The 19,566-nt window shown below is 44.5% G+C and carries 17 protein-coding genes and 1 pseudogene; 14 read left to right on the forward strand and 4 right to left on the reverse strand.

Going from position 1 to position 19,566, the window contains the following annotated elements; translation table 11 throughout:
* The first annotated feature begins 9 nt into the window (after positions 1–9).
* The 5 genes and pseudogenes from hutI (at position 10) to solA (ending at position 5,803) form a co-directional block, all read left to right on the forward strand.
* Entirely contained in the window at positions 10–1,293 is a 1,284-nt protein-coding gene (gene hutI, locus QFZ77_RS16610; RefSeq protein ID WP_307441134.1) for an imidazolonepropionase, read from the forward strand.
* A gap of 38 nt (positions 1,294–1,331) precedes the next feature.
* Entirely contained in the window at positions 1,332–2,612 is a 1,281-nt protein-coding gene (locus QFZ77_RS16615) for a Glu/Leu/Phe/Val family dehydrogenase (RefSeq protein WP_307441135.1), read from the forward strand.
* Between the two features lie 39 nt (positions 2,613–2,651).
* A pseudogene (locus tag QFZ77_RS16620) lies at positions 2,652–3,935 on the forward strand (NAD(P)-dependent malic enzyme).
* An 87-nt stretch (positions 3,936–4,022) separates the two neighbouring features.
* On the forward strand, positions 4,023–4,646 hold the full coding sequence (locus QFZ77_RS16625; RefSeq protein WP_307441138.1) for a HutD/Ves family protein: 624 nt from the start codon (positions 4,023–4,025) through the stop codon (positions 4,644–4,646).
* A 23-nt stretch (positions 4,647–4,669) separates the two neighbouring features.
* Positions 4,670–5,803 (forward strand): N-methyl-L-tryptophan oxidase, encoded by a 1,134-nt coding sequence (solA, locus tag QFZ77_RS16630; RefSeq protein WP_307441139.1) that lies wholly within the window; start codon positions 4,670–4,672, stop codon positions 5,801–5,803.
* A 50-nt stretch (positions 5,804–5,853) separates the two neighbouring features.
* Here solA and QFZ77_RS16635 read toward each other — a convergent pair whose 3' ends face one another.
* From QFZ77_RS16635 to QFZ77_RS16650, 4 genes are read right to left on the reverse strand one after another with little or no spacing between them, the layout of a single operon-like run.
* A complete protein-coding gene (locus QFZ77_RS16635; protein ID WP_307441140.1) occupies positions 5,854–6,969 on the reverse strand; it encodes a GerAB/ArcD/ProY family transporter in 1,116 nt (371 codons plus the stop codon).
* On the reverse strand, positions 6,969–7,214 hold the full coding sequence (locus tag QFZ77_RS16640; RefSeq protein WP_307441141.1) for a hypothetical protein: 246 nt from the start codon (positions 7,212–7,214) through the stop codon (positions 6,969–6,971). Before QFZ77_RS16640 ends, QFZ77_RS16635 begins: the two co-directional genes overlap by 1 nt.
* On the reverse strand, positions 7,215–8,372 hold the full coding sequence (locus QFZ77_RS16645; protein ID WP_307441142.1) for a Ger(x)C family spore germination protein: 1,158 nt from the start codon (positions 8,370–8,372) through the stop codon (positions 7,215–7,217).
* Entirely contained in the window at positions 8,359–9,873 is a 1,515-nt protein-coding gene (locus QFZ77_RS16650; RefSeq protein WP_307441143.1) for a spore germination protein, read from the reverse strand. Before QFZ77_RS16650 ends, QFZ77_RS16645 begins: the two co-directional genes overlap by 14 nt.
* A 217-nt stretch (positions 9,874–10,090) precedes the next feature.
* Here QFZ77_RS16650 and QFZ77_RS16655 point away from each other — a divergent pair, with 217 nt between their 5' ends.
* The 9 genes from QFZ77_RS16655 (at position 10,091) to QFZ77_RS16695 (ending at position 19,492) form a co-directional block, all read left to right on the forward strand.
* Complete coding sequence (locus QFZ77_RS16655; RefSeq protein ID WP_307441144.1) at positions 10,091–11,896, forward strand: sensor histidine kinase; 1,806 nt, start codon at positions 10,091–10,093, stop codon at positions 11,894–11,896.
* Positions 11,889–13,499: a response regulator gene (locus QFZ77_RS16660; RefSeq protein WP_307441145.1), complete on the forward strand. Its 1,611-nt coding sequence runs from the start codon at positions 11,889–11,891 to the stop codon at positions 13,497–13,499. Before QFZ77_RS16655 ends, QFZ77_RS16660 begins: the two co-directional genes overlap by 8 nt.
* A gap of 88 nt (positions 13,500–13,587) precedes the next feature.
* Positions 13,588–14,505 carry a carbohydrate ABC transporter permease gene (locus QFZ77_RS16665; protein ID WP_307441147.1) on the forward strand — a complete coding sequence of 306 codons (918 nt, stop codon included), beginning with the start codon at positions 13,588–13,590 and terminating at the stop codon, positions 14,503–14,505.
* Positions 14,492–15,349, forward strand: coding sequence for a carbohydrate ABC transporter permease (locus QFZ77_RS16670; protein ID WP_307441149.1), 858 nt, complete (start codon positions 14,492–14,494; stop codon positions 15,347–15,349). Before QFZ77_RS16665 ends, QFZ77_RS16670 begins: the two co-directional genes overlap by 14 nt.
* Before the next feature lie 112 nt (positions 15,350–15,461).
* Positions 15,462–16,799 carry an ABC transporter substrate-binding protein gene (locus QFZ77_RS16675; RefSeq protein WP_307441150.1) on the forward strand — a complete coding sequence of 446 codons (1,338 nt, stop codon included), beginning with the start codon at positions 15,462–15,464 and terminating at the stop codon, positions 16,797–16,799.
* A gap of 101 nt (positions 16,800–16,900) precedes the next feature.
* Complete coding sequence (locus QFZ77_RS16680; protein ID WP_307441151.1) at positions 16,901–18,556, forward strand: MGH1-like glycoside hydrolase domain-containing protein; 1,656 nt, start codon at positions 16,901–16,903, stop codon at positions 18,554–18,556.
* A gap of 6 nt (positions 18,557–18,562) precedes the next feature.
* Positions 18,563–18,925: a family 43 glycosylhydrolase gene (locus QFZ77_RS16685; protein ID WP_307441153.1), complete on the forward strand. Its 363-nt coding sequence runs from the start codon at positions 18,563–18,565 to the stop codon at positions 18,923–18,925.
* Positions 18,882–19,268 carry a family 43 glycosylhydrolase gene (locus tag QFZ77_RS16690; RefSeq protein WP_307441154.1) on the forward strand — a complete coding sequence of 129 codons (387 nt, stop codon included), beginning with the start codon at positions 18,882–18,884 and terminating at the stop codon, positions 19,266–19,268. The genes QFZ77_RS16685 and QFZ77_RS16690 overlap by 44 nt, the downstream gene beginning before the upstream one ends.
* Positions 19,269–19,345: 77 nt before the next feature.
* Positions 19,346–19,492, forward strand: coding sequence for a hypothetical protein (locus QFZ77_RS16695; RefSeq protein WP_307441156.1), 147 nt, complete (start codon positions 19,346–19,348; stop codon positions 19,490–19,492).
* The last annotated feature ends 74 nt before the right edge of the window (positions 19,493–19,566 follow it).

The following is a 19,566-nucleotide window of genomic DNA, read 5'->3' on the forward strand; positions in this document are numbered from 1 at the left end:
GGAGAAACGATGGACAACAATCGAATTGACCTGCTGATCCATAACATTGGTACGCTAATTACGATGCAAGGAACTCTGGAAGCGCGCAGAGGCGGTGAAATGTCTGAGGTCGCGGCAGCTCGAATGGGAGCTGTGGCAATCAGAGACGGTATCATTGTTGCAGCGGGGTCGGAAGAAGAAGTTTTGGCTCAAATCGGTGAAATGCCGGTAACACATAAGCACGATGCGGAGGGTAGGCTTGTTACCCCTGGACTTATTGATCCTCATACCCATTTGGTACATGGCGGCTCTCGCGAGAATGAACTAGCCTTAAAGCTGCAAGGCGCTTCCTATTTAGAAATTTTAGCTCAAGGCGGCGGTATTCTCAGCACAGTTCGTTCAACCCGTCAGGCTTCGGAAGAAGAGTTGTACGTAAAGGCTAAAAAAAGCTTGGATACGATGCTTTCTTATGGGGTTACCACAGCAGAAGCTAAGAGCGGATATGGTCTAACTCTGGAGGATGAGCTTAAGCAGCTCAGGGTTACTCGCAAACTCAATCAGGAACATCCAGTTGATTTGGTGTCTACATTCATGGGTGCTCATATGGTGCCAGAAGAATATAAGGGGCGCTCTCAAGAATTCGTTCAGCTTATCATTGAAGAAATGCTCCCCGAAGTGAAACGTCAGGGACTTGCTGAATTTTGCGATGTGTTTTGCGAGCATGGCGTATTTTCCGTGGAAGAATCGGAGCAAATCCTGCTGGCCGCAAAAGCGATGGGCTTCGGCTTGAAGATCCATGCGGACGAAATTGAGCCGATGGGCGGCGCGCAGCTTGCCGGCAAACTGGGCTGCATCTCTGCCGAACATTTGATTGCAGCATCAGATGAAGGATTGGAAGCGATGCAGCTGGCTGGCGTCATTGCCGTCTGTTTGCCGGCTACTTCTTTTAATTTAAGGCTGAAGCATCACGCCCGTGCGCGTAGGATGATTGAAATAGGACTCCCCGTAGCTTTATCCACGGATTATAATCCGGGAAGTTCGCCAACGGAATCTATGCAGCTCGTTATGACGCTGGCCTGCCTGAATTTAGGGATGACACCGGAGGAAGTTCTTACGGCTGTGACCATCAATGCGGCACACGCGATCGGAAAAGCGGATATAATAGGCAGTTTGGAAGCGGGCAAACAGGCAGATCTGGTTATTTTCAACGCTGATAACTTAGCCTATCTGCCTTATCACTTTGGGATCAACCATGTTCATTCCGTATTCAAGCAAGGAAAAATGGTAGTCTCAGACGGAAAACGGATTCATTAAATGGTTACAGTCTGTACGAAGACTCGAGGGGGATCATCATGGAAGCTCCGACGGAAGTAAAAGAGAAGCCTATGCAAGCGGAAAGCTTGAATGTTTTGAGCAGAACGCAGTTTGTTATCCAAGCTGCTCTCGATAAAATGGGATGCGCGGAATCCTTATACGAATTGCTAAAGGAACCGCTTCGATTGCTAACCGTACGCATTCCTGTGAAAATGGACGACGGGTCCGTGAAGGTATTCACAGGGTACCGTGCGCAGCATAATGATGCGGTCGGACCGACCAAGGGCGGGATTCGCTTCCATCCCGGGGTCACCGAAGATGAAGTAAAGGCTCTTTCCATGTGGATGACCATTAAATGCGGCATTGCCGATCTGCCTTATGGCGGAGGCAAAGGCGGGATCCAGTGCGACCCGCGTACGCTGTCCTTCGGCGAGCTGGAACGGTTAAGCCGTGGTTACGTACGGGCAATCAGCCAGCTTGTCGGGCCGACCAAGGATATTCCAGCGCCGGACGTGTTCACGAATTCACAAATCATGGCGTGGATGATGGATGAATACAGCCGGATCCGGGAATTCGATTCGCCAGGTTTTATTACCGGCAAGCCGCTCGTCTTGGGCGGATCGATTGGAAGAGAATCGTCTACCGCCATGGGCGTGGTGCTTTTGCTTAGAGAAGCAGCTCATGTCGCAGGGATTCCGATTGAGGGCGCGCGAGTCATTATCCAAGGCTTTGGCAATGCAGGCAGCTTTCTTGCTCAGTTCCTTCACGAGGCTGGAGCCAAAGTGGTAGGCATTTCGGATGCTCAAGGGGCTCTTTACGATCCTGAAGGCTTGGACGTGCAGTATTTATTAGATCGACGTGATTCTTTCGGAACGGTGACGAATTTGTTCCCGAATGCCATCTCGAACCAAGAGCTGTTAATCCAAGACTGTGATATCTTAGTACCGGCAGCGATTGAAAACCAGATCACAGAAGAGAATGCGCCCGACATTAAGGCAAAGATTTTGGTGGAAGCGGCCAACGGACCGACGACCTTGAAGGCGACTGAAATTTTGACGGATAAAGGCGTTTTGATCGTTCCAGACGTGCTTGCCAGCTCGGGCGGGGTGATCGTTTCTTACTTTGAATGGGTCCAAAACAATCAAGGATATTATTGGAATGAAGAAGAAGTGAATGAAAAGCTTCAACAAATATTGAAAAAATCGTTTTATAACGTCTATCAGTTATCCTTGCAAAAGCAAGTAGACATGAGATTGGCGGCCTATATCGTTGGTTTAAAGCGAATGGTCGAAGCGATAAAATGGCGTGGGTGGATCTAATCTATGCTCGGATCAAAATGCCTTGGAAGGTGATGAATCATGAACAATTTACGTGAAGATGCTCTTCACATGCATAAAAAGTATACCGGAAAGCTGGAGGTTCTTGCCAAGGTTCCGGTAGGCACTGTCCGTGATTTGAGCCTTGCCTACTCCCCGGGAGTTGCAGAGCCTTGTAAAGAGATTTTTATTGAAAAAGATAAAGTATACGATTATACGATGAAAGGAAACCTGGTTGCCGTCGTTACCAATGGAACGGCTGTGCTCGGTTTAGGAAATATCGGTCCGCATGCGGCTATGCCTGTGATGGAGGGAAAGGCTTTGCTTTTCAAGGTATTTGCCGGTGTCGATGCGATTCCGATCTGTTTAGATACCATGGATAAAGAGAAAGTGATTGAGACGGTCAAGCAGCTTTCACCTTCGTTCGGCGGAATTAATTTTGAAGACATCGCAGCCCCGGATTGTTTTGAAATTGAAGAGAGGTTGAAAAAGGAATGTGCCATTCCTGTTTTCCATGATGATCAGCATGGTACGGCTATTGTCATTGCGGCAGGATTAATCAATGCTCTCCAGTTAGTCGACAAAACGATGGACCAAATTCGTGTGGTTATTAATGGGGCAGGCGCAGCCGGTATAGCGGCCATGAAGCTTTTGGTACATATGGGTGCTAAGGATATCATCGTATGCGATACGAAGGGCATTATTCATGAAGAAAGATAAGAAGGCATGAATCCATTCAAGCAGGAAATCGCACGGATGACGAATAAAGATAAGCTAACAGGTAAGCTCGCCGATGCAGTGAGAGGAGCCGATGTTTTCATTGGTGTTTCTGCAGCAGGGGCTCTTATGAAAGAAATGGTCAGCTCCATGAACCGTGATTCCATCATATTTGCAATGGCTAATCCGGTACCGGAAATTATGCCGGAGGAAGCGAAAGCCGCCGGAGCTGCGATCGTTGGGACGGGTCGCTCTGATTTTCCCAACCAAATCAACAATGTGTTGGCGTTTCCGGGCATTTTTCGCGGCGTACTGGATGTGCGTGCTAGAGAGATTAATGAGGCAATGAAACTAGCCGCTGTATACGCCATTGCCGGTCTGGTTCCAGCGCATAAGTTGAACCGGGATTATGTGATTCCGCATCCGTTTGAACCGATGATTGCTTCCAATGTGGCTGCTGCCGTTGCTCAAGCAGCCATGGATACGGGGTGCGCACGCTTATACATCAATGCGGAAGAGGTTAAGGATAGAACAAAGAAACTGATCCGCAAAAACGATGCGGTAGGTTCGTATTTTTCTTGGTACGCAGACATGACAAAGGAAGAGTAGGCATTGTTTGGACTAGTTATGTGGGACTTGGTATTTCCAGGTCCTTTTTTCCATTCGTTTATGGCATACATTCAAGGAGATGCTTACATGTCTTATTCGATCAAACTCATTAAAAAGCATATGCAAATAACGGCCGCTTGGTCTGGCGGAACGACAACGCAGCTAGCTATATATCCTGAACACGCGGAGTATAATAAGCGGAATTTTTTATGGAGAATCAGCACGGCCAGCATTCAAGATGAGCAGTCTTTGTTTACCTGCCTTCCTGATTTTTGGAGAAAGCTTATGATCATAGAGGGAGAGGTGATTCTAGAATATGAAGGATCACAACAGGTGGGGTTAAAGCCCTACGAGCAGGAGAGCTTCAGCGGAGGATGGGTAACCCGGAGTATGGGGAAGGTAACAGACTTCAATCTCATCACAGCGGCGGGATGCCGGGGAGAATTAGAAGCTTTATTTATCAAAGATGGAACTTCTTTTGAAATCAAATGTCACACGGATGATGTGGAATTTTCACTAGTAACGGAAGCTTTTTATTGTACCGAGGGCCGAGTGAGATTTAATATAAATGAAGATCAGTCTCTTTGGTTAGAGAAAGGCGACTTCTGCGTATTATCATGGAGAGCTTTATTGGATAAGGTGAATGTTAGGATAAGCCATTTTGGCAATGAATCTGCAGCATTTGTCATTCGTGCCCGTATTGTAAGTTGAATTTTTTCGGAGGAAGTGATGGAATGATGAACTATGACGTAATTATTGTTGGCGCAGGTTCGATGGGGATGGCTGCAGGTTACTACTTGACTCTTGCAGGGAAAAACGTTTTGCTGCTGGATTCATTTAACCCTCCGCACGATCGCGGGGCACATCATGGCGATACCCGTATCATCAGGCATGCCTATGGGGAAGGGACGAGCTATGTCCCGTTAGCCCTCAGAGCCCAAAAGCTTTGGTTCGATCTAGAGCGAGAGTCGGGAAGAAAACTGTTCCACCAAACCGGGGTACTAAATGTAGGCACTCGTGATTCAACCTTTATACAACAAGTTGTTTCTAGCTCCGAAGCCTATTCTCTTCCGCTACAAACAGTTGATTCCAGTAACATTCATACCGTATGGCCTGGGATTTCGCTTCCAGAGGGCTACGTGGGCTGCTTCGAATCGGAATCAGGTGTGCTTAAAAGCGAGGAATGTATTCGTGCTTATCGGGAACTGTTGGAACTTCATCACGTTACCATCGTAACGAATACATCTGTACAGGAATTATCTATCGATTCAGCCGGGGTGACGATTCAAACAGCCGATGAAAGTTATAAAGGACACGCCCTAATCGTTACAGCAGGGGCTTGGTCTTCTAAGCTGCTTCCTCTTATGAATATCCATCCACCGCTTGTTACCAAAAGAAAGACGTTTGCTTGGTTTGAAGCGGATGACTTTTTATTCGGTGAGGGACGCTTTCCGGCGTTTACGTTTGAAACCTCCTTGGGACATTATTATGGTTTTCCCAGTATGGGGGGAGCTGGTCTTAAGGTAGGACGTCATGATGGGGGACTTCGGATCAATCCGGATGAAGCCATTTCTGAGTTTGGGGCACTGCAGGAGGATGAAGAAGACTTACGAATGTTTTTAAGCCGGTTTATGCCTCTTGCCAATATGGAATTGCGCAAGGGAAAAACCTGCACGTACACCCTCACTCCCGATGAAAATTTCATTATTGACACGCATCCAGAGTATCCACATATCGCCTTTGCTGCTGGATTTTCTGGACACGGGTTTAAGTTCAGCAGTGTTGTCGGTGAAATTTTATGCCAGTTAATTACGACAGGCAGAAGTGAGCATGACATTTCGTTATTTTCAATGAACCGGTTTAATTAAAAGGATGAGTCTTCGCTAGTTTTGCGCTAGTGAAGGCTCATTTTTAAGCACTATATTCGACTAACCTGATCTTGCATGGTACGCTGCCGCTTTCTTGCCCAAGTTATAATGGCTAACAGGATAGGGATGATTGCGGTTGGGAGGAGTGACGAGAAGGGAAGTATTTTAAAGTTGTATTGGGCTAAATCGCTCATCCTTGTATAACTAATCTGGGCTAAAGCATAGAACAATAATCCAGTTGGTAAAATAAAAGGTTTCGTCTCTTTGATCTTGAAAATTTGTTTGATCACGAGTATAAAAACATAATGAAGCACAATAAGTTCAAATAAAGTGAATATGGTCCAGATCGCGATGATAAGAATTTCTATCCTTTCCATATATTCTCCGAACTTAACTAATTGAATGGTTGTGAAAAAGGGGAACGCAGACAATTTGGTTAAATGTATGCCAAGCGCACCGAACGTCAAATAACTTGCCATTAATAAATAAATGCCTGATAAAACTACTGCTGCTGCTAAATTTACGAATGTTTTTTTTGTGTTTTTCACCCTTGATAGAAGAAAACCGAAAACAACAGCTTTTCCAAATGGAAAACCGAAAGAGAGCACCCCTCCATAAATGATTACGGAAAGTTTGCTTTGTAACATGGGTAGGAAAGGATTAATCTCCACTTCACGCAGAATAAACAAACTAACGATGCAGATACACACAATGAAAAATGGAAGAATTAATTGAACCGTGCGGACTAAAGTACCTAAACCTAAATAAATGGAATAGGAACTAACCAACACGATGAGTATAATTAAGACGTTAGGCGCAGTGTTTGGAAGGATAGCCGTCGTATAGAACCAAGAAATAGCACGATAAGCCAACACACCATTTTCAAGGAAATAGATAAGATAGATGACAAGTGCGAGTTTGGCAAACCATTTCCCCAACAATTTTTCGCACGCCTCCGCCATACTTAATTGAGGATGCTGCGTTTGAACAAAAGTTAAAAGCCATAAGACCCCTATTGAAATTACAATAGCCAGAAGATTTGACATCCACACATCCTGCTTGACCAGCTTCGCTTCGATTAAAAACAAAGTTGAGAATCCGGACAAGAAACTAAAACAGAGAAATCCTAACTGACCATGATTGATTTTTTCCGGATCGGTCATCATTAATCCTCCATTCGAATTTTTAAAATGTTTATCATGTAATCGGAGATTGGACCATAAATAAACTTGCCTAAGGACTCTATGGTTAGTTTGGAAGAACTCATGAAGGGATTTAAATAAACGATAATAACGAGATAAAACAACAGAAGGACAATGGCATCCGTTTTAGCTTGTTGTTTCCATACCCGTATAAATCCCTTGAACCCTAAACAAATAGCAAGTAAGAGGAGCGCGTTATTAAGAAGCATTTACTGGTCACCTATGATTTGGGTCATGCCCAGTTTTTCAATTTTGACATCGACATGAACAGGAATGGACATTGTCGGATATACATGAACCCATTCATTTTTCAACTTTTTCCATTCTTTTGGGTGATGCTGGATGAAATGGTCGGAAATCCCGAGAAGGTCTACTTTCAGATCTTGTTGAAAATGTGTTAAGCAATCATGAATGATTTTCTCCAAATGCTTGGAGGTAACTTGTTCCAGTTGAGCAAATATAACCGGATCGCTGAGTGCAAGATGTTGATTTATTTCACCCAAGGTTGCTTTGAAATTCAACTGAACATCTAATTTAGGCTTGCCCTTGATGAAATCGCTTTGAATTTCTCTTTTTGAGATTCGAAGAAAACAGGTCACTTTCGTGGATTTGTAATCCAAGGTTTCTGTAAATTCATAGTTTTTCCATTTACTTTTCTCAGATAACCAATGGACAACCCGCACTTCATTTCCATCCAGCCAGTCAACGAATTTCCCTTTGTTAATAACAGCTCCGCCATTTAAAAGCAGAGATGATGGAGAAGTATTAGATTTTTGTGACGCAAATATTCTGCCTAAAACAAAGCCCCTGTATGGATTAGTGTAGCGGTCGGCCACTTTATGTATCATCAGACTGTAGCTCTTGCCCCACTCTTTTTCATTTCGGACGATCCCCAGCAGCACATTCGAAGTCAGTTCGCTAATATTGGTTTTTCTTTTCAGTAAATCCTCCGCTTTTCCCTCACTAACAAGTAGGTGACCTGTTATGCGAATTTGACGGTTTCTTGTTAGGAAATCTACGACATCATAAAGGGAATGACGTGCTGCAGCTTCACCTACAATAAAGAATTTATTATGCTGCCATACCAAGGATTTACCTACACGGTTACGCAAATTTCTTGCCGCATCCACTATCGAATCTCCAACTGCACTATCCACCAACTCCGTTGGTTTACCTGTTTTCTCCGTACTTGTCGTTGCGGGTAAAATACAATAGATCGTAAATACATATTTATTACTTTCCTTGTCATAATCAATACCAGTTGCCATAACTAAATCAATATCGCTGATTTCCTTAATATCAGGTGAACAGCCAACTAATAATGAAAGGATTGAACACATAGCCAGGAACCTTTTAACGTTCTTCATACCCCTCGCCTTCAATTCCAAAAATAAATTTCCCCTTCACCTTTGCCGTACGATCTGATTTCTTCTTATACGATGAGTCACTTCGATATCGGGCCGGCAGGAGGATAAATTTCTTAAATGTATTTTTTAAGCTTTCAGAATCGACCGGTTCTAAGAATGGTACTCCACAGAACCGTAAGGAACATAGATGCAAAAGGATTGCGAACAATCCCAGAGAGAGCCCAAAGACACCGGTAGAAGCTGCAAGAAGCATAAGAGGAAACCGTAACATTCGCAAAGCAATGGCTGTACTAAATGATGGAATTGTAAAGGATGCAATTCCAGTCATGGCAACTACGATCACAACTGGACGGGAAACGATTCCCGATTGTACCGCTGCTTCTCCAATGATGAGAGCACCTACGATACTGACAGATTGACCGACAGCGCGAGGCAGCCGCAAGCTGGCTTCACGCAGCACCTCGAACGCCACCTCCATGATGAAAGCCTCGATAAAACTCGGAAAAGGGATCCCCGCTTTGGCAGAAAGGAAGGCCATCATTAGCGGAGTAGGGACCATTTCCAGATGGAACGTAGTCAAGGCGATATATAAGGAAGGCCCAAACAAGGAAGTAAACAGAGTGATCAACCGTATTAAGCGCAAAAAATTAGCAAAATAGAATCTTTCGTAAAGATCTTCACTGGGATGCATCATCTCGAAAAATGAGCTGGGGGCAATTAAAGCGATCGGAGTCCCATCCGTTATGATCACGATTTTCCCTCTGTTCAGGGCGGTAACAATTCGATCGGGGCGTTCCGTATTTAGAATCTGAGGGAAAGGCGAAAACGTACTGTCCTGAATCCATTCCTCTATTTGTGCACTATCTACTAGAATATTCAAGTCTATCGCTTCGAGTTTTCTCTTCAATTTTTCTAATATGGTATGATCAACCTGATTATCGAGATACAAGACGGATACTTTTGTTTGACTTCGTCGTCCAATGATATAGGATTTCGATTTCAAATCCGATGTCTTCAGTCTTCTATAAACCATCCCCAAATTAATTTGCAAATCTTCGGTGAACCCCTCACGTGGCCCACGTACGTTGACTTCAAGCTTTGGTTCGTCTATCGCGCGTGTCTCATATCCGGGCAGCATCATTCCGTATGACTCAGAGCGACCTTCAATAAAAATAACGAAGCCAGCATCCGTAACCATGCTCACGACCGCATCTAAATTCGGCAATAGTCTAACTGCGCCTAGCGAGTATAACGATCCTGTAATCGCCTCATCCACTTGTCCCTTCCAGTAAAGAAGATCTTCCGACATTTTACGGATGATTTGTTGATTCAATATGTTTTCATCAACAAGGATATTTAAGTAAATGATAGACGCTAACGATTGACCGTCATTTTTGGTGATGTTTCTGACAACTAGATATTCATTTTGACTAAAATATTGCAATAATTTCTCAAGATTTTGGGAAACGGAAGTACTGATGGGTTCCTGTTTTAGTTCCATTTTCCAATCCCCTCAAAGTGAAATGATCTTAGGTCAAATCGGAAACATTTCATAATAAAGAAATTATTCACTTTACTTCCTAGAATTATGCAAAAACAATTTGAACAATAACTCCGACACCTCATTGGATGTGTTTTTTTGTTGACAAACCCCAGCTGCTAGGCGTTATATGGATGTAATTAACTAGCGATGGTTGAGCAGACTGAGGGGGTTTACGATGTTCTATTCGCTCAAAAACCGATTGATCGTTTTTTTCGTGGTTTTGTTGTTCGTTTCGTTCGGGACGATGTCCTATCTTTTTTTCACGGAGTCCCGCTCCATTATTCGCTCCTATATCGAGTCGTCAGCCTATGAAAAGATGGACGAATATGGGTCGTTCGTCAATATGGCGCTTGTGCAAATCTACGATGTTTCCTCGATTGTGTTTAATAGCAGCACAACGAATAGTTGGGATACTGCGCTCTCTGATCCGGCTTTGCCCGCAGGCGAGAAGATGCTCGCGAACATTAATTTAAGCAAGTTTTTGACACAGACGACGAACAATTATTCGATTGTATCGTCGGTCACCGTGTATCAGCAAGAGGGGATGTGGATCTCCTCGGATAATCAGATCACCAATGATACATCGTTCAAGAGTGAGCAGTGGTATGATCATTTTAAAACAAGAAGAATCCAATGGGTATCCGCTCATCAAGACCCGGTTGAGGTAAGACGCTCGAAACCATTTGACGTGCTGAGTTTATTGCTTCCTATCGGCACTTTTGAGCCCTCTCAATCCAAAAATATGATGAAAATCAATGTAAAATCCGAATTCTTTCTCGAACCGCTAAGTCGGATTCATCTTGGAGAGAAAGGCACGATATTCCTGTTGGATGGGCAGGGAGATTCTGTTTTAGGCCAACAGGAATATGCTTCCTCCCATCCGGAGGCAGCGAAACAAATGGAGGCAATCCGCGCGAACCATCTCCAGAATGGGGTTGTCTACTTAAAGAATGAGCATGGCACTAAAGACATTCTCGTCTATAAAAAGCTGAAGCTTAATAATTGGCTGCTGGTCGGCATTGTGCCTGAAGCTGATCTATACGGCAAGCTTTACAAGCTTCGAACGAGCATCCTGATCTTCGCATCATTATTGCTTGTTGCAGCCATTGCTACTGCGATATGGCTTTCGCATGGGATTTCCAAACCGCTCTCTCGGCTCGCCTCCGCGATGCGTTATGTGCAGATGGGCGATTTCCACGCCGCAGAGAATCGGATTCCGGCCGAGGCAAGAGTTCGGAATGAAGTCGGCTATGTGACGACAACGTTCAGGAACATGGTGAGTCAGTTAAGACACCATATTACGACGGAATTTGAGCTAAAGCTGCTTAGGCAGCAAGCAGAGTATAAAGCGTTATTGATGCAAATTAATCCTCACTTTCTATTTAACACGTTAGAACTGCTAAGCAGTCTGGCGATGCAGCATCGCACACAAGATACTGTGAGAGTGATTGAATCTCTTGGGAAAATGATGCGCTTCTCTCTAAGAATCAGCGATGATCTGATACCGCTGGAAGAAGAACTGAAATATGTACGTCATTATGTGTCTATCTTGCAAATCCGATTTGCCGAACGACTTCAAATTATTATTGAGGAAGACGAAAATATGCGTCAATGCGTCATACCTAAATTCATTTTGCAGCCTTTAATTGAAAATGCCGTGAAGTACAGCTTTAGGGAACAAGCAGAGGCTAACGTGATTATAAGAGTACGACATGAACATAACCGACTCATCCTTTCCGTTACGGATAACGGTCCCGGGATTCCAGAGGAACTGGCACAGCAACTGAGAACGGAATCGTTAACCTCGCAGTTTGAGCAAATATTGAACAGCCGATCACAGCAGATCGGATTACGCAATGTCTTAGCTAGATGCCAACTTTATTATGGGCCGTTGTTTGCTTTTGAGATCGTTTCCACAAAGGAGCATGGGACCTATATAGCACTTACTTTGCCGCTGCAAGGAGGAACGATAGATGTATAGTGTACTCATCGTTGATGATGAACCCGAAATTCGGCAAGGACTGAGGCTCAAAGTTGACTGGGAAAGCCTCGGGTTGTCTATCGTAGGAGAGGCGGGAAACGGGGCCGAGGCTGTAGCATGGTTGACGAATCATCCAGTTGACATTGTGATTACAGATATGAACATGCCTATGATGGATGGGGTATCCTTTTTGGAAGCATGCCATGAGCACTATCCTTCTTTACGGCTGATCGTCATTACAGGCTATGAAGATTTTCATTATGCCAAGGCAGCTATTCGTCATCAGGCGAGGGATTATTTGCTGAAGCCGGTCACGCAAGATGAACTCAGAGAGGCTATGCTAAAGGTTATCTATGAGCTCGATGCGCAGCGAAACGAGCGCGATCAGCAAGTTATGATGGCGTGGCGGCTTTCGCAATATTATAAAGAAATGAAAGAGCATTTTATCGTTCACCTAGTTAAAGAGGAATTGGCACGGGAAGCAACGATTAAGGAGAAGGCCAAGTTGTTTCAATTGGATACCTGGGAGGAATGCCGTGTTTGTTTCCTTACAGCAGGTTTCATGGAACGCACGGGTGGCGAGGGGCGATTAGAACGTTCGCCGGACAAGCTGCGGCTGCCGTTTGAAATGGTTTGCAGGGAAGTTGCAGAGATCATCCCAGGTCAAATTCAAGTCTTCCGCGATGCGAACTATGCAGGATTAATGCATTTTATAGCTGTGGCGTCCCATACAAACCTAGATCACTTGGTCGATACGCTTCGCATTGCCGTGACCGATCATTTGGGATACCAGCCAGTGATTAGCATTGGCAAGACGGTTATTGGGCTTAATCAGTGGAAGGATGGTTATCTGTCTTCACTATTGGAGTGGAACTTGAAGGGCAATAAAGATTCACAAACCCTGCACAATCTATCAACGCCGGAGGCCGTACTCTCAGAGGAAACGAATAAGGTCATGCAGCGTTATTTGGCTCGTGGCGAGCTTGCTGCTTTCGAACAGGCGATTCACAAAGAATTGAATGAAGCTTTCGCAGCTTCACAAGCCAGATTCGTTAAACTCATTTTTCAGCTGTATCTAATGCTGGACACGCTCGCCTATACGGCCCGCATTGCCTTGGATAACGGCGAACAACTGTGGATTCGTCCCGAGCAAGTATGGGGATTCGATACGGCAGCTAAAGCACAGCAATTTCTATATAACCTGGCACATAAAATTGTCAGCTCGGGCAATGATCCTGTCGGAGATGATTTTTCCATGATACAAGCCGCTGAGCAATTCATTCATGATAACTATATGTACGATATTAATTTGACTATGCTGGCCGAACGTTTTAATTATAATTCTTCGTATTTCTCCGAAATGTTCAAAGCCAAAGCCGGAAAAACGTTCATTCAATACATCACTGATGTGCGTATGGCAAAAGCTGTACAGCTGCTTGAAGAAACGATGCTGAGCTTATGGGATATCGCTGAACTGACAGGCTTTTCGAATGCCAGTTACTTCAGTTCTAAATTTAAACGCATGTATGGGATGCCGCCATCTGATTATCGTCTTCGTCTCACAGTACCTGAAAAAATTGATAATCAAGAGCCGAAGAAATAGCATTCAAAGGAGCACCTATAATCCTTATGATGATCTTACAAGTGATGAGTATTCATCGCTATCGATCACGAAGGAGGAGGGCGCTCTCATGTCATCATTAAGTAAAACCGCCCTTTCGCGGCAAAATCGCACAGCTTATTTATTTTTATTACCTTGGTTAGTTGGTTTTTTCTGCTTAACATTGGGCCCTATGCTGGGGTCGCTGTATCTTTCCTTTACGAAGTTTAATTTATTGAATGCCCCCAGATGGCTAGGACTAGATAATTATGTGCAAATCTTTAACGAAGATGACTCCTTTTATCACTCAATGGGGATAACCTTTCAATATGCCCTATTATCAGTGCCCCTAAGACTTATTTTTGCTTTAATAGTGGCCCTGGCGCTAAATAAAGGGATTCGTGCACTTGGGGTTTATCGGACGGTTTATTACATCCCATCCCTACTTGGGGGTAGCGTTGCGATCGCTATCGTTTGGAGGAAAATATTCGATGGGGATGGATTATTCAATCAATTCCTAAGTTGGTTTGGTATTCAGGGCCCAGCTTGGGTGGCGCACCCTGATTACATCATGTCCACGATCATCACCTTGTCTGTATGGCAGTTTGGATCGGCCATGGTCATCTTTCTGGCAGGACTTAAGCAGGTACCAGCTGATCTTTATGAAGCGTCACAAGTAGATGGAGCAGGGAAAGTACGACAGTTTTTTCAAATTACACTTCCACTGTTATCACCGGTTATTTTTTTCAACCTTGTGATGAGCATTATTAATTCGTTTCAAGTATTTACACCCGGTTATGTCATCGGAGATGGACGTGGAGGACCGGTAAACTCGACTTTATTTTATACCTTGTATTTATATTTGAAAGGGTTTTCCTTTTTCGATATGGGATACGCATCAGCGCTTGCTTGGATTATGCTTGTTGTAATCGGTGTGCTAACGGCGATTGTATTTGTGACATCGAAGTATTGGGTATTCTATGGGGACGGCAAGGATGAAGGGAGATGACCAGATGATTTTGAACACGAATTACACCAAACTGCTGAAGCATCTGTTGATTATCGCCTTTGGCTTGTTGATGCTCTATCCAGTCTTATGGCTGCTTAGCAGTTCCTTTAAGCCGAATCAATTGATTTTCTCAGATACAAGTCTTTGGCCTAAGAAAGTGACGTTTGACAATTATATGAATGGTTGGAAAGGGCTGCAGGGCACAACGTTTGGTCGTTTCTTCCTTAATTCAGCTCACATCTCGGTGCTCTCCGTCCTAGGCAACATTATCACATGCTCCTTTGCCGCCTATGCGTTTGCACGGCTAGAATTTAGATTCAAAAAGTTTTGGTTTAGCCTTATGCTGGTCACCATTATGCTTCCGTACCATGTCACTTTGGTTCCTCAATACATTATTTATAACAAGATTGAATGGATCAACACGTATTTACCGCTAATTGTACCGAAATGGTTAGCACATGATTCGTTCTTCATCTTACTCATGGTTCAGTTCATTCGAGGAATTCCGAAGGAATTGGACGAAAGCGCAACCATTGATGGCTGCGGGCAAGGCCAAATTTATTTTCGCATCATTTTGCCGCTTCTTGTACCAGCTTTAATCACAACCGCTATTTTCACGTTCATCTGGACATGGGACGACTTTTTCTCGCAAATGATTTACCTCAACAATATCAAGCTGTTTACCGTTCAGCTCGGTATTCGCTCGTTATTTGATCCATCGGGAGAATCCGATTGGGGAGCGCTGCTCGCAATGTCCGTTCTTTCGCTAGTTCCGATCATGACGATATTCCTCACTTTCCAGAAGTACTTTCTAGAAGGCATTGCGACTACCGGACTGAAATAACCCGAAAAAATGACGTATCAACACCCGAAGAAATGACATTCTATTGGTTTTCAAAATGGATTACGATCAGGTTGTAAACGGTTCCTAATATTTGTTCAGGGGGAGATTTCATATGAAAAAACGATTTGCGATAATGACACTTGCCATGTTGATGGCCGTTACAACGGCTTGTTCTACAGGGACAGGCACGGGAAACAGCAGCGCTCCAAACGCAACAGCTGCAGGTACAGCTAAAGAAGTAGCAAAGGCAGAACCGGTAGAGCTAAGAATTATGTGGTGGGGTGACCAAAAGCGGGCAGATCGTACCAATGAGGCGCTTCGCAAGTTCGAGGAGAAAAACCCAAATATCAAAATTGTCGGTGAATTTGCCCCGAGTTCAGGTTATTTCGATAAGCTAAACACGCAGTTGGCTTCGGGTACTGCGCCAGATGCGTTTTTCCTCGGAGGGAACGTAGTTGATTATGCGAATAAAAACGTGCTGCTTGAACTGGATCCATTCGTGGGGAAAGAGCTTGATTTAAACGATATGGACAAATCGATGATCCAATATGGTACATTCAAAGGAAAGCTGCTACACGTCTCCGCCGGGGCTAATGCGCGTGGTATTGTCGTTAATACGGAGTTGTTCAAAAAAGCAGGCATTCCTGTTCCGCAAGATGGTTGGTCATGGGATGATTATGGACGAATCAGCAAAGAAATTACGGATAAGCTCGGTAAAGATGTGTTCGGGACATACAATTTTACGGTCGATGGCATGGATATTTATTTGAAACAAAGAGGCAAGCAGCTCTACGATATGGATAACGCTAAGCTAGGCTTTGAACAGAAGGATGCGGAAGAGTGGTTCAATTTATGGAATACGATGACAAAAACAGGCGGCGTTGTAACACCAGCTTTGCAAGTATCCAATCCGCCGTCAGATACGAGTAAATCACTCGTTGTAACCGGAAAAGTAGCGATGAGCTTACTCGCATCCAATCAGTTGGGCGCTCATCAAAACCTGATTCCAGACAAGCTGGCACTTGTTCAACTGCCTCGCGGACCGAAAGGGACCGGTGTTGTTTTCGAATCGAGCCAAGGATTATCCGGTTATGCGAAAACGAAGCATCCAAAGGAAGTTGCGATGCTCATGAACTATTGGATCAATGATCCCGACGCGGCGAAAATTCTTGGTAATGATCGTGGTGTTCCAGTGACTTCCAAAATGCGGGATCTTCTGAAAAAGGATGCCAACCCGGTTGAGCAGATCATCTATGATTACACAAGCCGCGTCTCGGCAGCGACGAATAAAGAGCCGTTTGCGATCAGTTATAACCCTCCAGGCAATACGGAATATACGAAACTGATTGAAACAACTGTGCAAGAAATTGGCTTTGGTAAAAAAGATGTGAAAAAGGGCGTTGAGGATTTCTATAATGGAACCGTAAAAATTTTCAACAATAACAAATAACAAAGCCGCTTGTCGGGAGAAATAGGCTGCCATTGGCAGTCTATTTCTTTTCATTTGGATGACAAAAGACGTATTCCTAACTAGAGAGAAGAGGCGGATATATGAGAGAAGCATTGTTGAGCAAGTTGCGTGGGATTCGTACGGAGGAGCGGATGGGCCCTTTGAAAAAGGAATCAGATGGCCCAGTTCTTGCAGAATGGAACCAATCGGGAGTGAAGTTTGCGGCATCTTCCGATAAATTGGAGGGTGTGTACTACGAAGCTCTGCGTAAACTATTGGACTGTGTCGTACCGACGGGTGGAGAGAAGCCTATATTGCATGAAGGTGGTATTTATCTAGGGTGCTGGCTGGAAAGCACGGGGACGATTAATGCTGAATTGTTATCGCGTTTCATTCCTTCTGTTTCGCAATCCACTTATGAATTGTTTGCTGATTATCAGCGTGAAGATGGTCTAATGCCTTATAAACTCACGGAGTCGGGTCCTTCTTACAGACAAATTCAATTGGTGACGCCGCTTGCTAGAAGTGTATGGAATCATTATCAGTTGAATGGGCAGGATAAGACGTTTTTACGAAAAATGTATACAGCTATGCAGAGGTATGATGATTGGCTGCATACCTATCGCAATACGCGCGGAACGAATGGAGTGGAAGCCTTTTGCACATTTGATACGGGACATGATTTATCCCCCCGCTTTTGGCATGTTCCGGATACGCCCCATGGTAATGACGCAAGAATTTGTAATCCGGACTCCCCAATCTTGCCATTCGTTGCGCCTGATTTAACGGCCAATGTATACTGTCAGCGACTCTACCTAGCGAGAATTGCGGAAGAACTCGAGGAGAGTGGCGAGCCTTGGCGGGAAAAGGCGGAAATGAGCTTAAACAGCTTGTTCCAGTTTTGTTTTGATGAGACAGATCAGTTCTTTTATGATCTGGATAAAAATGATGAGCATGTTCGTGTACAGTCCGATGTCCTTCTGCGTGTGCTCGCATGTGAAGTGGGTGATCGAGCCTTCTTTGATCAAGCTTTGCGCAAATACTTGTTGAATACGCGAAAGTTTTTTGCCAAATACCCATTTACATCGATTGCTATGGACGATCCGAGATTTGACCCTTTTTCCAGTTATAACAGCTGGGCAGGGCCATCCAATTTTCTTAGCTTGATCCGTGCACCGCATGCTTTTGAGTATCATGGAAGGTTTGTAGAACTCACCTATGTGTTATATCCGTTAATGGCTGCATTTCATAAAATGACACGATTCGCTCAAGCGCTAAGTCCATGGACAGGCGAGGAGGGTTTTACGGAGACTTATTCACCGGCGATTTTGTGTATGTTGGACTATGTTGAACGTTTGAGCGGTATCATGCCTAGACCAGAAGATGAACTTTGGTTTACAGGATTGCTTCCTTATGCAATTGATCACGGGGAAGTGATTGCGAATGGGACTGCTTACAGTCGGGTTATAAATGGTGTTACATTTGAGCTGGTTAATACAATGGCTGAATCCGTGGTTTATCGAGACGGTGTGGTCATTCTACAATTTCCAAATGGCTTAAGAGCCGTAACCGACCGTCAAGGAAAATTGAAGTCGTTTATCGGTATGACTGTTCGAACGGTAGAAGGAGTTATCTCGTATGAAGGGCGCGAATGGCATGTTGCTGTGAAAGGAAATGAACGGATCGATTTGGTAAACGGTTTTGAGTTGAAAAAGCGACCAGCTGATTTAGGCGTTATTGCACCAACTTATGGATAGTCAGCAATGAAAGAAAGTGAGGAAATGGCGATGGTTGCAAAAAAAGATTTACAGATTCGCGATCCGTTCGTTCTCCCAGTGGCGGAAGAAGGAAAGTATTATTTATTTGGCAGTACAGATAAGAATATTTGGGGGAAAGGAACTGGCTTTGACGTGTATGTTGGCGACGATTTAGAGCATTGGGAAGGACCCTATCCGGCGTTCAGGCCAGATGCGGATTTCTATGCGGAAAAGAATTTCTGGGCTCCTGAATTTTACGCATACAAAGATCGCTATTATATGTTTGCGACGTTTAGACGCAAACAATCAATTGCTGGGCACCGCGGTGCTGGTAGCGGACCATTTGTTAGGTCCTTTTGTCCCTCATAGCGATGGGCCCGTAACGCCGAAAGATTGGAGCTCACTTGACGGCACGTTGTTTATTGATAAAGAAGACGCGCCGTGGATGGTCTTTTGCCACGAATGGCAGCAAGTCGCCGATGGGGAGATGTGCGCAGTCAGGTTAGCGGAAGATTTGAGTAGCACTGTAGGTGCTCCTGTCTTACTGTTCCGAGCTTCGGAGGCACCGTGGACGACCTCTTTTATCGCGGAAAAGTATCAAAATCAGGAAAACTATGTGACGGATGGTCCCTATTTGTTTCATGCTTCCAACGGGGAGCTGCTGATGCTTTGGGCTAGCTTTATCGATAATAATATGCGCTTGGTATTGTGAAATCACGAAATGGCAGCGTTTTGGGCCCTTGGAGTCACGAATCCCAAGCCCTTTATCGGAATGATGGTGGACATGCCATGGTTTTTCGAGCGTTGGATGAACGATTGATGCTTGCCATTCATACACCCAATCAAACGCCACATGAGAGACCCATTTTTCTGGAGATCACGGAAAAGTTTGCTGTGCTCGAGCTTGCGTTGAATCGGATGAATGAGCTGGGTTAGCTCTCGAGCTTTCACAAAACGATAAGGTCACCTTGGCATGCCCTATAATTCGAAAAAAATCTATTCGTCATGTA

It is taken from the genome of Paenibacillus sp. V4I3 (genome assembly GCF_030817215.1).
In the GTDB taxonomy this organism is placed as follows: Bacteria; Bacillota; Bacilli; order Paenibacillales; family NBRC-103111; genus Paenibacillus_E.

Coding starts and splice junctions, on each gene's coding strand:
- hutI (WP_307441134.1), top strand. CDS start 10: ATGGACAACAATCGAATTGACCTGCTGATCCATAACATTGGTACGCTA.
- QFZ77_RS16615 (WP_307441135.1), top strand. CDS start 1,332: ATGGAAGCTCCGACGGAAGTAAAAGAGAAGCCTATGCAAGCGGAAAGC.
- QFZ77_RS16625 (WP_307441138.1), top strand. CDS start 4,023: ATGTCTTATTCGATCAAACTCATTAAAAAGCATATGCAAATAACGGCC.
- solA (WP_307441139.1), top strand. CDS start 4,670: ATGATGAACTATGACGTAATTATTGTTGGCGCAGGTTCGATGGGGATG.
- QFZ77_RS16635 (WP_307441140.1), bottom strand. CDS start 6,969: ATGATGACCGATCCGGAAAAAATCAATCATGGTCAGTTAGGATTTCTC.
- QFZ77_RS16640 (WP_307441141.1), bottom strand. CDS start 7,214: ATGCTTCTTAATAACGCGCTCCTCTTACTTGCTATTTGTTTAGGGTTC.
- QFZ77_RS16645 (WP_307441142.1), bottom strand. CDS start 8,372: ATGAAGAACGTTAAAAGGTTCCTGGCTATGTGTTCAATCCTTTCATTA.
- QFZ77_RS16650 (WP_307441143.1), bottom strand. CDS start 9,873: ATGGAACTAAAACAGGAACCCATCAGTACTTCCGTTTCCCAAAATCTT.
- QFZ77_RS16655 (WP_307441144.1), top strand. CDS start 10,091: ATGTTCTATTCGCTCAAAAACCGATTGATCGTTTTTTTCGTGGTTTTG.
- QFZ77_RS16660 (WP_307441145.1), top strand. CDS start 11,889: ATGTATAGTGTACTCATCGTTGATGATGAACCCGAAATTCGGCAAGGA.
- QFZ77_RS16665 (WP_307441147.1), top strand. CDS start 13,588: ATGTCATCATTAAGTAAAACCGCCCTTTCGCGGCAAAATCGCACAGCT.
- QFZ77_RS16670 (WP_307441149.1), top strand. CDS start 14,492: ATGAAGGGAGATGACCAGATGATTTTGAACACGAATTACACCAAACTG.
- QFZ77_RS16675 (WP_307441150.1), top strand. CDS start 15,462: ATGAAAAAACGATTTGCGATAATGACACTTGCCATGTTGATGGCCGTT.
- QFZ77_RS16680 (WP_307441151.1), top strand. CDS start 16,901: ATGAGAGAAGCATTGTTGAGCAAGTTGCGTGGGATTCGTACGGAGGAG.
- QFZ77_RS16685 (WP_307441153.1), top strand. CDS start 18,563: ATGAAAGAAAGTGAGGAAATGGCGATGGTTGCAAAAAAAGATTTACAG.
- QFZ77_RS16695 (WP_307441156.1), top strand. CDS start 19,346: ATGGTTTTTCGAGCGTTGGATGAACGATTGATGCTTGCCATTCATACA.